The organism is Marinobacter santoriniensis NKSG1 (genome assembly GCF_000347775.1).
In the GTDB taxonomy this organism is placed as follows: Bacteria; Pseudomonadota; Gammaproteobacteria; order Pseudomonadales; family Oleiphilaceae; genus Marinobacter; species Marinobacter santoriniensis.
In genome coordinates this window covers 19,147-32,586 of sequence record NZ_APAT01000019.1, presented here as the reverse complement: position 1 = coordinate 32,586, position 13,440 = coordinate 19,147, and the positions used below count along the sequence as shown (strand labels likewise).

The 13,440-nt window shown below is 59.6% G+C and carries 13 protein-coding genes; 4 read left to right on the top strand and 9 right to left on the bottom strand.

Annotated features, from left to right (window positions below):
- Nucleotides 1-3 precede the first annotated feature (3 nt).
- The gene (locus MSNKSG1_RS12820; protein ID WP_264622974.1) at nt 4-1,185 is read right to left on the bottom strand and encodes a lytic murein transglycosylase; all 1,182 of its coding nucleotides are present in this window, start codon (nt 1,183-1,185) and stop codon (nt 4-6) included.
- 281 nt (nt 1,186-1,466) lie between these two features.
- Between MSNKSG1_RS12820 and MSNKSG1_RS12815 the strand changes: the two genes are divergently transcribed.
- Nucleotides 1,467-2,348 carry a response regulator gene (locus MSNKSG1_RS12815; protein ID WP_008939704.1) on the top strand — a complete coding sequence of 294 codons (882 nt, stop codon included), beginning with the start codon at nt 1,467-1,469 and terminating at the stop codon, nt 2,346-2,348.
- A 12-nt stretch (nt 2,349-2,360) separates the two neighbouring features.
- Here MSNKSG1_RS12815 and phoR read toward each other — a convergent pair whose 3' ends face one another.
- From phoR to MSNKSG1_RS12790, 5 genes are all read right to left on the bottom strand, one after another.
- On the bottom strand, nt 2,361-3,686 hold the full coding sequence (gene phoR, locus MSNKSG1_RS12810) for a phosphate regulon sensor histidine kinase PhoR (protein ID WP_008939703.1): 1,326 nt from the start codon (nt 3,684-3,686) through the stop codon (nt 2,361-2,363).
- A 51-nt stretch (nt 3,687-3,737) separates the two neighbouring features.
- Nucleotides 3,738-4,430 (bottom strand): phosphate regulon transcriptional regulator PhoB, encoded by a 693-nt coding sequence (gene phoB / locus MSNKSG1_RS12805; protein WP_008939702.1) that lies wholly within the window; start codon nt 4,428-4,430, stop codon nt 3,738-3,740.
- A 76-nt stretch (nt 4,431-4,506) separates the two neighbouring features.
- Nucleotides 4,507-5,394 carry a 4-hydroxybenzoate octaprenyltransferase gene (gene ubiA, locus MSNKSG1_RS12800; RefSeq protein WP_008939701.1) on the bottom strand — a complete coding sequence of 296 codons (888 nt, stop codon included), beginning with the start codon at nt 5,392-5,394 and terminating at the stop codon, nt 4,507-4,509.
- 104 nt (nt 5,395-5,498) lie between these two features.
- Nucleotides 5,499-6,044, bottom strand: a complete 546-nt coding sequence (locus MSNKSG1_RS12795; protein WP_040886922.1) for a chorismate--pyruvate lyase family protein — start codon at nt 6,042-6,044, stop codon at nt 5,499-5,501.
- Nucleotides 6,025-6,582 carry a hypoxanthine-guanine phosphoribosyltransferase gene (locus MSNKSG1_RS12790; RefSeq protein WP_008939699.1) on the bottom strand — a complete coding sequence of 186 codons (558 nt, stop codon included), beginning with the start codon at nt 6,580-6,582 and terminating at the stop codon, nt 6,025-6,027. Before MSNKSG1_RS12790 ends, MSNKSG1_RS12795 begins: the two co-directional genes overlap by 20 nt.
- Before the next feature lie 291 nt (nt 6,583-6,873).
- On the opposite strand from MSNKSG1_RS12790, the gene MSNKSG1_RS12785 reads away from it, so the two are divergent.
- From MSNKSG1_RS12785 to tesB, 3 genes are all read left to right on the top strand, one after another.
- Nucleotides 6,874-7,041 carry a rubredoxin gene (locus MSNKSG1_RS12785; protein WP_008173532.1) on the top strand — a complete coding sequence of 56 codons (168 nt, stop codon included), beginning with the start codon at nt 6,874-6,876 and terminating at the stop codon, nt 7,039-7,041.
- An 18-nt stretch (nt 7,042-7,059) separates the two neighbouring features.
- Nucleotides 7,060-8,214: an NAD(P)/FAD-dependent oxidoreductase gene (locus MSNKSG1_RS12780; RefSeq protein ID WP_008939698.1), complete on the top strand. Its 1,155-nt coding sequence runs from the start codon at nt 7,060-7,062 to the stop codon at nt 8,212-8,214.
- Nucleotides 8,215-8,308: 94 nt separating this feature from the next.
- Complete coding sequence (tesB, locus tag MSNKSG1_RS12775; RefSeq protein ID WP_008939697.1) at nt 8,309-9,166, top strand: acyl-CoA thioesterase II; 858 nt, start codon at nt 8,309-8,311, stop codon at nt 9,164-9,166.
- On the opposite strand, the gene MSNKSG1_RS12770 is transcribed toward tesB, so the two are convergent.
- The 3 genes from MSNKSG1_RS12770 to MSNKSG1_RS12760 form a co-directional block, all read right to left on the bottom strand.
- On the bottom strand, nt 9,163-11,706 hold the full coding sequence (locus tag MSNKSG1_RS12770) for an EAL domain-containing protein (RefSeq protein WP_008939696.1): 2,544 nt from the start codon (nt 11,704-11,706) through the stop codon (nt 9,163-9,165). The genes tesB and MSNKSG1_RS12770 overlap by 4 nt on opposite strands.
- Before the next feature lie 96 nt (nt 11,707-11,802).
- On the bottom strand, nt 11,803-12,249 hold the full coding sequence (locus tag MSNKSG1_RS12765) for a flavodoxin (RefSeq protein ID WP_008939695.1): 447 nt from the start codon (nt 12,247-12,249) through the stop codon (nt 11,803-11,805).
- 71 nt (nt 12,250-12,320) lie between these two features.
- Nucleotides 12,321-13,418 carry a GGDEF domain-containing protein gene (locus tag MSNKSG1_RS12760; RefSeq protein ID WP_008939694.1) on the bottom strand — a complete coding sequence of 366 codons (1,098 nt, stop codon included), beginning with the start codon at nt 13,416-13,418 and terminating at the stop codon, nt 12,321-12,323.
- Nucleotides 13,419-13,440: the final 22 nt, after the last annotated feature.

Here is a 13,440-nt window from a genome sequence, read left to right as displayed (position 1 = left end):
GTGTCAGCGTTCGTTATCCACCTTGAGTCGCTGCAGCACATCCGTGCCGGGATAGCCGTCGGCGACCATTCCTGCCGACGCCTCGAACTGGCGGATGGCGGCTCGGGTGGAGGGGCCCAGAATGCCATCCGGTTTGCCCGCATCGAATCCACGGGCGCTCAACGCTTTCTGGAGCTCAATGACGGTCTGACGGGACAGGGCCGGGGCATCTTCTGGCGGTGGATTCTGCAGTTTTCCCGCGCCCGCGATACGGTCCGCGAGATAGCCGACGGCGATCGCATAGAATTCCGACTGGTTCCACCCCATGATCACCTTGAAGTTGTGGTACACCAGAAACGCGGGGCCCTGGTGTCCGGCCGGCACCAGCAGCGCTGCCTTGATGGGTTCATGGGCAAGCTTGTTGCCGAAGGCGTCGGTGATGCCCAGATCGCGCCATTGTTTGAGTGGCAGGCGCCGCCCGTCTGCGAGCGCGTAGTCGAAGCCTTCGGGCAGGAGTACTTCCCGTCCCCAGCGGTAGTCACCATCCCAGCCCATGGACTCAAGGAAGCGACCTGCCGACATCATGGCGTCGGGGAGGCTGTTCCAGAGATCTCTGCGGCCATCGCCGTCGGCATCCACGGCGTGCTTGAGGAATACCGTCGGCATGAACTGCACGTGCCCCATCGCACCTGCCCAGGATCCCTCCATCTGGTCCGCAGGTATGGCGCCCTCATCAATGATGCGAAGGGCGGCGATCAGCTGTTTGCTGAAAAATTCGCTGCGTCTTGCATCACAGGCCAGCGTGGTCAGGGAACTGGGGACGGACATTTTTCCGAAATAACTGCCAAAATTGGTTTCAAGGCCCCAGAACGCCACCAGATAGGGGCCGGGCACCCCGGTTTCCCGGGTGACTCTTGCCAGCAGATCCCGGTGTTTATCGAGCATTTCCCGGCCTTTGCTGACGCGGTCGGTATTTACCCTGCGGTTGAGGTAATCGGCAAAGGTCGTTGTGAACTCCGGCTGACGCCGGTCAAGTTCGATAACCCGGGGCAGATACTGGGCCTGCGCCATGACATCGCCGGCCGTCTTCGGACTGACGCCTTCAGAAACGGCCCGCTGTTCAAGGCGTTGCTTGCACTGGGCGAAGTCGTTACTGGTGGGGGCCGCCGCCTCGGCAGCCACGCGGCCAGAGAATGCAACGGTGATGCTCGCGAAAACCAGGGCCAGGTGAAAGATCCTTGCAGGCGGTGTGCGCACTCGATACCTCAAATCCCGTCAGGGTATAAAAATGTGTCGGTGGACATGGTAGCGCGTTTTCGCGGCGTGAAAACACTCTACAGATTGTCACAGGGTGACAAATGTTTAATCGGTGGGTTCCCCGGGATTCTGTTTGTCGTTTTTTTGTAGCGGACGGGTCCTATGGACGGGGCTTTGTTCTATAGTTGAGCGAACAATAACCGCTTGTGTGCTGTGGAAGGCTTGAAACAATGGCAATGTTGAAAGCGCTGGTTGTGGATGACGCCAGCTTCGTTCGGGATCTGGTCAAACGTACCGTGCGCCAGCGTTTTCCTGTGATCGAGACCACCGATGCCCAGAACGGGCGCCGGGCCCAGTCATTGATGTCGCGAACCACCTTTGACCTGGTGTTGTGCGACTGGGAAATGCCGGAAATGTCGGGGCTGGAGCTGCTTCAATGGATGCGGCAGCAGCCGCAGTACGCCAAGGTGCCCTTCATCATGATCACCAGTCGGGGTGACAAGGATCACGTCATCGAGGCTGTAAAGGAAGGTGTATCGGAGTATCTGGGTAAGCCTTTCAGTCCGGACGGCCTGAGCCGCAAGGTGATCAAGGTGATGGGACGTCGGCTGAAAGAGGCGATGGAAGGCAGTGGCAAGTCCATGGCCGGTCCGGCCGAGGCTTTCAAGGAATCAGCGACCCTTTTGACCCAGAAACGGGAACCGCCGGGTCAGCCTGTGTCCGCCGCGCCAGAAGCCGAATCCGGAAAAGTCGCTGGTGCACCCGCCAGCACCGGCCGGACCTCACCCCGGAACAACATGAGTCTGGCGTCCATCCGTTTCGCCGACAGTACGCTCAAGTCTGTGGTCAAGGATATCAACCTGACGGAAGTGCGGGTTATCGCAAAGCGGGATCAGGTGTTCCCGGGCATCCTGGATCAGGCGGTGGTCGATATTGAGGTTGGTGAGGATCAGATGGCCCGACTGAACGGGTATGTGCATCAGTTGCAGGCGGTGGACAAGCGGCAGGATACGGACTTTGTTGGTGTCACGATCCGCTTTGTCGATGAGGATCCGAAAAAACTCGAAGACCTGTCACGGTTTGTCGCGCGTTTCCGGGCGGGCAATCGCTAGATTTCTCACGGATTATTCTGTGCCGGCCGTCGCCTCGGGCGCCCGTTCCTCCAGCCGCTCCCGCGGGAAATGGCAGATGAATTCGCTGCCGTCTCCGATGCGGCTCCGGATCTCCAGGTTGCCATCGTGGTTCAGCAGGACATGTTTGACGATGGCCAGGCCCAGACCGGTGCCGCCCGTGTCCTTGTGGCGGCTCGGGTCCGCCCGGTAGAAACGCTCGGTCAGTCGCGGAATATGGACTGGATCGATCCCGATCCCGGTGTCCTTTACCGAGAGATGCGCCCCTTCCCGATTCGTGGTCCAGGAGACCGTGATGTGGCCGCCAGCCGGGGTGTATTTGACCGCATTGAATACCAGATTGGAGAAAGCGCTGCGGAGCTGGCTTTCGTCCCCCTTCAGGAGCCGATGATCGGTCACATTGACCGTGAATTCGTGCTGTTTCTCGCCACTGAGCGCTCTGGCATCCTGACATATCTGCTGGATCAGCTGATCCACGTCAGTGAGTGAGTCGTGCACCGTCTGTTCGCCGGTTTCAATCCGTGACAGTAGTATCAGGTCGGTGATCAGGGCTTCCATCCGGGACGACTGGGCCGCCATGGTCCGGATGGCCCGGCGCCATTTTGGCGGCAGTTCGTCGGCATGATCCACCAGGGTTTCAAGGTACCCGCTGATCACTGTCAGGGGTGTCCGCATTTCATGGGACACGTTCCCGACAAAGTCCCTGCGCATCTGTTCGAGCTGATACAGCCGCGTCACATCCTTGGCCACGATCAACCGGTCGTCGTCACCAAAGAGACTGATCTGGATCTGGAGGTGGATGTGGGGCCTGGCCGGTGAATGGATTTCCAGCGGCTCACGATAATCCCGGGAATCGAAGTAGCTCTTGAAGGCGGGGGTTCGGATCAGGTTGTGGATGTATTGGCCACGGTCGGTGTTTCGTCGGAAGCCAAGAAGGTATTCCGCGGATCCGTTCCACCATTCCATGGTGCCCCGGGCATCGGTCATGATGACGCCGTCCCGCATGGCGTTGGTGGATTCCTGGACCCGGTTGATCTGGGCCCTGAGGCGATCCTGGGTGCGGAGATGATTCTGATGCAGCTTGTGGAGATTGTTGAAAATATCCCCCCAAAACCCGATGCTCCTGGGTGCCTCGTCAGTGGCACTGGGGTGGGCCAGCCATCGAAACAGGCGGCGGGCCTGCATCAGCGTTAACCAGAGGTAGATGGTGAGCCCGACGACCAGGCCGTAGAGCGGCTCGCCAAAATACAGACCCACCAGGGTGGTACCCGCGAGCCCGCTGATGATCAACCGGAGGTAGCGTGACCAGTTGTCTTGCATCGAAAGCTGCCTTGTTGTGATGCCGGCCGGGTGCCTGGTGGCCGGAAATGCTTAAGCGGCTTTGGTGGAGAAGCGGTAACCCGCCCCCCGTACGGTCTGGATCAGGTGATCGTACTGGTCGCCCAGGGCTTTACGCAGTCGCCGGATGTGGACGTCCACCGTCCGTTCTTCCACGTAGACGTTGCCCCCCCAGACCTGGTCCAGAAGCTGGGAGCGAGTATATACCCGTTCCTGGTGTGTCATGAAGAACTGCAGCAACCGGTACTCTGTCGGCCCCATGTTGATGGCGCCCTCCTCCGTGGTGACGCGATGGCCAACGGGATCCAGGGTCAGCCCCTCCACTTCGATCGGGGAATCGACGCCCGGTGGGGTGGCCCGGCGGAGCACGGCCTTCAGGCGGGCCACGAGTTCGCGAGGGCTGAAAGGCTTGGTGATGTAGTCGTCGGCGCCCACCTCAAGGCCCTGGATCTTGTTGTCTTCCTCGACCTTGGCAGTCAGCATGATGATGGGGATGTCGGCGGTGGCTTCGTCCTTTTTCAGACGGCGGGCGAGTTCGACGCCGCTGGTGCCCGGTAGCATCCAGTCCAGCAGCACCAGATCGGGTTGCTTGTCCACAATCAGTGCGTGCGCTTCCCGGGCATCCGCTGCCTCCAGATAGTCGTAATCCGCCATTTCCAGCGCCACCGCGATCATCTCCCGGATGGGCGCTTCGTCATCGACGATCAGGACAGTTTTTCCATTCATGAGCGAGAACCTGTATCAGACCTTGGTTTGTTGCTGTCTCATTACAACGTCCAAGTATGACAAGTATATGACAGTCTCACCGAACCATAAGGTCCAGAACCAGACCCGCAAAAACCGCGAAGCCGGCCCAGTTGTTGTTCAGGAACGCCTTGAAACAGCCTGCCCGTTCCCGATTGCGCGCCAGGTACTGGTGATAGATGAAGAGGCTGGCCATCGCGGTGACTCCGAGGTAATAGAGCGTTCCGAGATCGGCGCGGACGCCGACCATCACCAGTATCAGTATCACCAGCCCCTGGAGCATGCCAATGATGGCACGGTCGGCATCGCCGAACAGGATGGCGGTGGATTTGATGCCCACTTTCAGGTCGTCATCCCGGTCCACCATCGCATAAAGCGTGTCATAGGCCACGGTCCAGAGCACATTGGCGGTGAACAGAAGCCAGGTCAGCTGGCTCAGTTCTCCGGCCTGCGCGGCCCAGGCCATGGGAATGGCCCATGAGAACGCGGCGCCGAGAAACAGCTGGGGTAGGTGGGTGTACCGTTTCATGAACGGATAGATAAAGGCCAGCACCAGACCGCCAAAGGATAGATAGAGGGTCAGGGTATTGGTAAACAGGACAACCATCAGGAACGAGGCGACGCACAGGCCCAGGAACAGCGCAACCGCCTCCCACGGCTCAATGCGCCCTGCCGTCAGTGGGCGGTCCTGGGTTCGTTTGACGTGCTTGTCCCAGTCCCGGTCGGCAAAGTCGTTGATGGCACAGCCGGCGGCACGCATGAAGAAAACGCCCAGGGTGAAGATGATCACGTTGCCAATAGACGGTTGGCCATCGGCGGCCAGCCAGAGCGCCCAGTAGGTCGGCCATAGCAGGAGCAGTGAACCGATCGGGCGATCGATGCGCAATAACCGGGCGTAGTCAGTCAGACGGCTCTGGACGTGTTCGGGCATGGCATTCAGGAACATGGTGCGCAATCCGGTGATTGAGTGTGTTGATTGGAGAGACAGCGCTGATTATAGCCAGTGGATCTGGCGGTATTAAAGCGCCGGGCGGCTCAGGGCGAGGAACGCTAACGGTAAAGGGTGGGCAGGAGGTATTCGCCCACCAGCAGCGAGTGGTTACCGTCATGGAAGGCAGATCGTCGGGCCAGCCGTGGTTGTCCCGGCGCCTTTGGCTGACAGATGCCGGTTTCCAGTGGGCCGCGTCGCCAGTGGGGGCTGCTGAACAGGTAGGCTCCCAGCGGTTTGCTGCCCAGGTTCCGAAGCACACGATTACGCCCCGAGAGACAGCTCAGGGGGATGATGGTGCGGGCGAGAACCCAGGGTTGACCATCACCGCACAGGCGAACTTCCCGGATCCAGGCCTTTTGCCGGAGAGGGATCTTCAGGCGGCGGGCTTCCTCCCGCGTGGGTTGTGCGAACCCCTCGTACCGGACCTCGACATGGAAGGTGTCATGGCATTCCCGCTGGATCGCCCGGGTGAAAGAACCTTCGACCTTCAGCCAGTACCTTGCCGGGCCATGAACGGACGGTTCAAGCAATCCGGCGGAGGCCAGCGATCGGTACCAACGGGTGGGAGGGATGCTCAAAACCGGCTCAGAGTCCCTTGACGGCATAGATTCCCGGGGCGTTGCGCCAGTATCCCTTGTAGTCCATGCCATAACCGAAGAGAAAGCGGTCTTCGACTTCCAGGCCGGTAAAATCGGCTTTCAGTCCCGGCCGCGCCTTTCGGTCGTGTTGTTTGTCGACCAGAACCGCCGTCAGTACATTGCTGGCACCGTGGGCCCGGCAATAGTCGGCGATCGCGCAGAGGGTGGTGCCTTCATCGAGAATGTCGTCGATGATCAGTACCGTGCGGTCGTTCATGTCGGCTTCCGGCTGCAGTTTCCATTCAAGGATGCCGCCGGTGGTTTCCTGCCGGTAACGGGTTGCATGCAGGTATTCGGCCTGGACGGGAAAGGCGAGCCGGGGCAGCAACTGGCCGGTCAGAATCAGTCCGCCGTTCATGACGCAGAAAAGCAGCGGGTTGCTGTCTTTCAGGCGGGCGGAAATGTCGTCAGCCAGTGTCCGTATGGCGGTCTGCACCTGCTGCTCGTTAACCAGACAGTCGGCTTCGGCCATAACCTGATTCATTTCGGCGACGATATCGTTCATAACGGTCGGGTCCTGTCTAAAACGGGCGATTATACCGAAGTGGGTGGCTCGAAGGGAGGGGCTGGGGCTATGGGGCGTATCTGTATTTGTGGCTATTGGCAGAAAACCTCCCCGACCGACGTCCATACTGGCATTGGTGAACGGCTGGGGCGCCGGTATCATGGTCGCAGCGAGTGTTGGCTGTCGAATCTGACATCCTGCAATCCGGCTGTGACACCGATGAAAAAAAACTTGCGTGCATGATTGTCTGACAATTAATATGCGCCAGACCCAACAATCAGGAGAGAGACCATGAAGAAGTGGCAGTGCGTTGTCTGCGGGCTTATCTACGACGAAGCGGAAGGTTGGCCGGAAGACGGCATCGAGCCAGGCACCAAGTGGGAAGACGTGCCCGAAGACTGGGTTTGCCCGGACTGCGGTGTGGGCAAGGAAGATTTTGAAATGATCGAGATCGGTTAATAAAGCGGAGTTAAAGGTATGTCTGAGCAAGCCCCCGTCGTGATCGTCGGTACCGGTCTGTCCGGCTACTCCCTGGTCCGGGAATTCCGGAAACAGGATAAAGAGACGCCGGTGATCATGGTGACTGCCGACGATGGCGTCAGCTATTCCAAACCCATGTTGTCCACCGGATTCACCAAGGGCAAGGACGCCGATGGTCTGGCACAGGCGTCCACCGAGTCGATGGCGGAACAGCTGGGCGTTCAGCTCAAGACATTCACCACCGTGACCGGTATTGATCACGAGGCCCACGAGCTGATTCTGGGAGACGAACGTCTGGCCTACTCGAAGCTGGTTCTGGCCTGGGGCGCGGATGTCATCCGTCTGTCCATCGAGGGTGATGGGCAAGATCATGTCTTCTCGATCAACGACCTGATGGACTATCGGGCCTTTCGCCATGCCCTTGAGGGCGGTCGCAGGGTGGCCATCATGGGAGCCGGCCTGATTGGCTGTGAGTTTGCCAACGATCTCCGCAACGGAGACTATGAGGTAGACGTTATTGCGCCTTCGGATGTGGTGATGCCCGGTTTACTGCCGGAACCGGCCGCAAACGCGGTGCAGCAGGAACTGGAAGCTCTCGGTGTTCGGTTCCATCTCGAAACGGTCGTTGACCGCATCGATCGCAACGGGGAGGGCGTTCGTCTGACGCTGGCCAATGGCGAAACCGTCGATGCCGACCTCGTGATTTCTGCCGTCGGACTGCGTCCGAGGACCGAGCTGGCCAGACAGGCCGGCCTGGATGTCGGTCTCGGGATACAGGTGAACCGGGCCCTGGAAACGTCGGTTCCGGATGTGTATGCGCTCGGTGACTGTGCCGAGGTTGATGGTCATGTCCTGTTGTATGTCCTGCCGTTGATGGCCTGTGCCCGGGCGCTGGCAAAGACCCTCAAAGGCGAGCGGACAGAGGTGCGCTATGGCACCATGCCAGTGATGATCAAGACGCCCTGCTGTCCGACGGCCGTTTGCCCGCCGCCGGCTCACGCTGACGGTGACTGGGACGTGGAGTCTGATGGCACCAGTGTTCGGGCGCTGTTCAAAAATGCATCCGGCGAGATACTGGGCTTTGCAGTAACGGGCCAGTTTGCGGTTGAAAAGCAGTCTCTGGCGAAGGAAGTGCCTCCCCTTCACGGCTAGTGTCCGGGAAGCCAGTTGCCTGCTTTTCGTTGCTAAAACGGTCCGCTTGGGGTAGAAAACCCATTCGTGAGCTAATTAGTTAACAGGAGCAGGCATGCTAGATGTCACAAAAAGGCTGGTCGAGTTACTGGACCTGTCTCCCATCGGCGATGATCACTTTCAGGGTGACAGCGAGGATCTCGGATTCCCGAACGTCTTTGGAGGCCAGGTCCTCGGTCAGGCCCTGATGGCCGCCAGCCGGACCGTGGAAGACCGGCTCTGCCACTCACTCCATGCCTATTTCCTGCGCCCGGGCAATCACAGTATGCCCATTGATTACGAAGTCCAGCGGGTCAGGGATGGCGGCAGCTTTTCAGTGCGTCGGGTGATTGCCCGCCAGGATGGCAAGGAAATTCTGACCGGATCAATGTCATTCCAGGTGGATGAGCAGGGATTTGATCACCAGTTCGCCAAGCCCGACGCACCGGAGCCAGAAGCCCTTGAATCCGAGAAGGCGTTGGGTAAAAAACTGGCGGAGCAGATGCCCGAGAAACTTCGGGACAACCTGACCCGGGAACGCCCGATCGAAATCCGGCCCGTCAATCCGATACATCCTCTGCACCCGGAAAAACGGCCGCCGCATAAGCAAAGCTGGTTCCGTGCCCAGGGCCCCCTGCCGGATGATCCGGTGCTGCATCGGTGTCTTCTGACCTACGCCTCCGATTTCCATTTCCTGAGTACCGCCATGAATCCCCACGGCGTGACTTTCATGAGCAAGAAACTGCAGGTGGCCAGTCTCGACCATGCCATCTGGTTCCATCGTGATTTCCGGATGGATGAGTGGCTGCTGTACGACAAGGACAGCCCCAGTGCGTCAGGCGGTCGGGGATTCAATCGCGGCAACTTCTATAATCGTGATGGTGTCCTGGTAGCCTCAACCACCCAGGAGGCTCTGATCCGCCAGCGTTCCTAACCCAGGTTGTGGGCGCGTCCCGATTCGTGCCCACCCAACCAGTCCAGGAACTCATCAAACGGCAGCGGTGGAGTGAGCAGGTAGCCCTGAATCATGTCGCAGCCCATGCCTCTGAGCTGTTCTGCCACTTCCTCGTTTTCGACGCCCTCTGCCACCACGTCGTAGCCCAGGGAATGACACATGTCGATGGTGGTCTGCACGATGACCCGGTCTTCGCTCTGCGTGGCCAGATCCCGGATCAGGGACTGGTCAATCTTGATCTCCCCTGCGGGCAGCTGCTTGATGTAGGAGAGGGACGAGTAGCCTGAACCGAAATCGTCTATGGACACTCGTATGCCGGCGCCTCCCAGAGCGTTCAGAGCCTCCAGCGCATTGGTCGGATCGAGCATCATGGAGGTTTCGGTCACTTCGAAGGTCACCGCGCCCTGGTGGCTGTGATAACTCTGCATGAGCCGCTGGACATAGAGGGAAAAATCCGCCTCCCGCAGGTTGTTGGGCGAGATGTTGACCGACAGGTCCAGTTCCCAGCCCTGATCCAGGAGGCGGGTTCGCAGCGACAGGGCTTCCTCGAGAACCCACCGGGTGAGCGGTTTGATGAGGCCGGTCTGCTCGGCCATGAGCACGATTTCATCCGGTCGGATGCGATCCTGACGGTCGGGCCAGCGGATCAGTGCTTCCATGCCGACAATGGTGTCGTCAGCAAGTGACTGTTTGGGCTGCAGATACAGCGCCAGTTCGTTGTTTTCCAGGGCGTGACGGAGTTCGGAAACCAGCGTCAGGCGCTCGGCGCTGTAGGCGTCCCTGGAGGGTTTGTAATAGGCCATGCCGCGATCCCGCGCCCGATCCGAACCCTCGGCGATGATGGCCCGCCGGACCAGGGTGTTGGCATCGTCACCATGCTCGGGAAAGATGGCCACGCCGATCCGGGGATCGAGGGGAACCTGCATGCCCAGGTAATCGATGGGGCGCCGCAGTTGCTCCACGCAGCGCACTACGGATTTGGGAGTGGCTTCGGTGCGCGAGGCATCGGTGATCAGGGCGAAGGATTGCTGATCTAGGGAGGCCAGGTAATAAACGTGCCTTTCGGTCTGCTCGATTGGCAGGATGCCGGGCACGTCACGCATGATGGCATGATAGGCACGGGACGCCAGTTCCAGTATCCGGTCGGTATTGCGGTGCCCCAGCGTTTTGGTGACCGAAGCCAGGTTTTCGAGGTGGATCACTGCGATGCCATAGCGTCGGTCCGGCTCACGACTGATCAGGTCACTGAGTGCCATTTCGAAGCTGCCCCGGTTGGGCAGGCCGGTCAGAGGGTGGTGGAGGGCTTGCTCCATCAGGCGGTGCTCCACGGAGCGTCTGGCTTCCAGTGCCCGCAATTCGGCGGATTGTGCCAGCACCTTGTCCTGCCGTTCCCGGTAGATTCGAACTGCCAGCGCGAGCGCCAACAGGACCGCCTGCAGTGCCGACCCCATCTCGATGCCATAAACGGTTACAACGGTGTTCGGCAACAATCCATATTTGTTCATCGCCGTAATGGCGCTGCCCAGTGTCAGCGCGCCCCAGGCCAGGGTGTAATAGACAGCCTGACGGTTACCGCGAAGCCATTGCTGTGGGCCAAGGAACGTCAGTAAAAGACAGCAGGGAATGGCCAGTGCCACAACCAGTCGGATGGCCGTGTTGTAGTCGATGACGAAGGTGGCTGCAGCGGCGACCGCATTCACCGCGATCAGCCATCCGATGGCCTGCATGATGGCGGGACTGCGGGCGCGCAGTTCCAGGAAGGTGCTGGAGAACCAGAGGGTCGCGATCATGGTAAACGGAATCCCGACCAGCATGGCCTGGTTCTGGATGTCCGGGGATCCCGGCCAGAAAAGCTGGTAGGCAATGCCGTTCAGACAGGCAATGATGCTCAGGTACCCCAGCGTAGACAGCACGTATAGCAGGTAGATGGGTTCCCGCAGCGCGAAAAAGATAAACACGTTGAAAAAGATGACGGTGATCAGGATGCCGTAGTAGACCGCGTGAGCCAGATCTTCACGGAACGCGTTCTCGAAGAAGGCCTGGCTGTTCCACAGTCGCAGGGGGACCTGCATGGCTCCCTTGCTCCGGATTTCCAGCACAATCTGGTAATCGGCACCATCGCCATGCTCGAACGGAAACAGGAAGTTCCGGTACTGGATCGGGCGTTCGGAAAAGGGCAGCCGGTCACCGGAAACCATCCGGTTTACAATCTGACCATCCCTGAGCAGGAAGAACCGGATATGGTCCAGGTGGCTGTAGCCGATCTCCAGCAGGTTGAGCTGTGGATCGGCCGGAATGGGGAAACGCAGCCATACCGGATCATTGATGTAACCGAAATTCGGGCTTTGGTCGGTCAGTGTCTGCCAGCCCGGCGCCTCGAGCGCCTGTGACAGACTCAGATCGCTCTCCGGTGTCACCCTCAGAAACGCTATGTCGGGCACAAAGGGCGCCTCGGAGCCCTGGCAGGGCAGCGCCAGGACAGACATCATCAGGACGATCAGTGTTTGGAGCCAGCGCATCGGAGTCACGGATGGTTGGTTTTGTTGTCGTTTTCGGTCGAGTATGACCATTACCCCGGATTGGCTCAAGTGCCGCCTTTGTGACAGTCGTCCAGTTTACAGAGTTGTGACCCAGTCCCGCGCCCAGGGCACCGCTTCGGCCTCGGGATCAAGCACTTCCATGGCATCGATGCGCAGGGTATCGCCGACTTTGCGGGCCGCAGTTTCGTAGAGGGCTTCCTCCATCAGGTCTCCGGCACCGCAGTAGGTGTCACCGTAGGAGCTGTCGCCAAGCACGATGATCCCGAACGGCCGTCCGGGTTGTTGCGGAAGCTGATCGCGCAGGTTGGCATAGAACGGCAGAAGGTTGGGCGGGATCTCACCCTGGCCGGTGGTGGAGGTGCACACGAGCAGGGGCTCGTCGTTGTTTGTGATGTCCTCCAGCCGGGGTTGTTCCAGGACAGTCACCTGATGTCCCTCGGTCTCCAGGGCCTTCTTGATTTCCCGGGCTGTCAGCAGGGCACCGCCGTAAACAGTGCCAACAAGAATTCGGATCGCGGTCATGGTGGGTCCTGAGATGGTCGGTTAGTCGTGAAGAATCGGGCGCCTGATCATAGCGATGGCCCTTCAGCGACTCAAGTCGACGTGGTCATCCCGTCCTCGCTCTGGCGAACCCTTGGTGCTATCCGGTTGCGGCCCGCCTGTTTGGCGTTGTAGAGGTGCAGGTCTACCTGCTTGAGCAGGTCTGCCAGTGTGGCCGAGTTGGCAATCGAGCAGACGCCGGCGCTGAGTGTCACCGGCAACGTCTGGTTCCTGAAAACGAAGGACGTCGACGCGACCCGCTGGCGGAGCCGCTCGGCAAGAGTGAGCGCCTGGAGCAGTGACGTATTTGGCAACAGCAGCAGGAATTCCTCGCCTCCCCAGCGAGCCCCGGAGTCGGTTTTTCGGACCACCTCCGAAAGAACGCCTGAAAATTGTCGCAGCACCGAATCCCCCGCGTCGTGACCAAAGACGTCGTTGATTTTCTTGAACAGGTCCAGATCAATGAGCACGACGGAGAAATGGTGCCCCGAACGCTGGTAACGGGAAAATTCCTCGGCAAGACGTTGCTGCATATCACGCCGGTTGGAGAGCCCGGTGAGCTCGTCGGTCCTGGCGGCGTGCTCGTGGGTAGCCGCCAGCTCGACGAGTTCGTTTCGCGCCTTCAGTCGACCGGCTTCAAGGATGAAACAGAAAATGGACTCGAAGGCGAGGGTCGCGAAGAAGCGGATCTTGAAATCGTAGCTGTAATGGGCGCCGACGAACGGCAGTTGGGGGAATTCAAACACGATGGCGGCTACCAGACAGCACATCAGGAGGACCGCGGTGCCGGTTTTCAGATCGGTCAGGAAGAACAGCAGCGGCGGAAATACATAGAACCACAGTGGCCCGGTATTGCTCTCACCGCCAGAGGCAACGAGATACATGAACAGGAGTGCGGCGATCACAATCAGGCTGGCTTTCTGGCGTGGCTGGTTGCGGGTGAGTGAGAACTGGACGATGGTCAGGCCAACCAGAACGGCAAAGATCCAGAGTACCCAGGCATGAAGTGTGTGGCCGGCGAACCAGGCCTTGGTGCCAATGCCGGACAGGAACAGGATCGCAGCCCCGGACAGCCAGTTCAGTAACCCGGCTACCTGGGCATCCTCGCGGGCACCGGCTGCTTCGTGGCTTGCTGAAAGGGGGTCTGTCATGGGGGCCTTTTTCTGTCTTTTT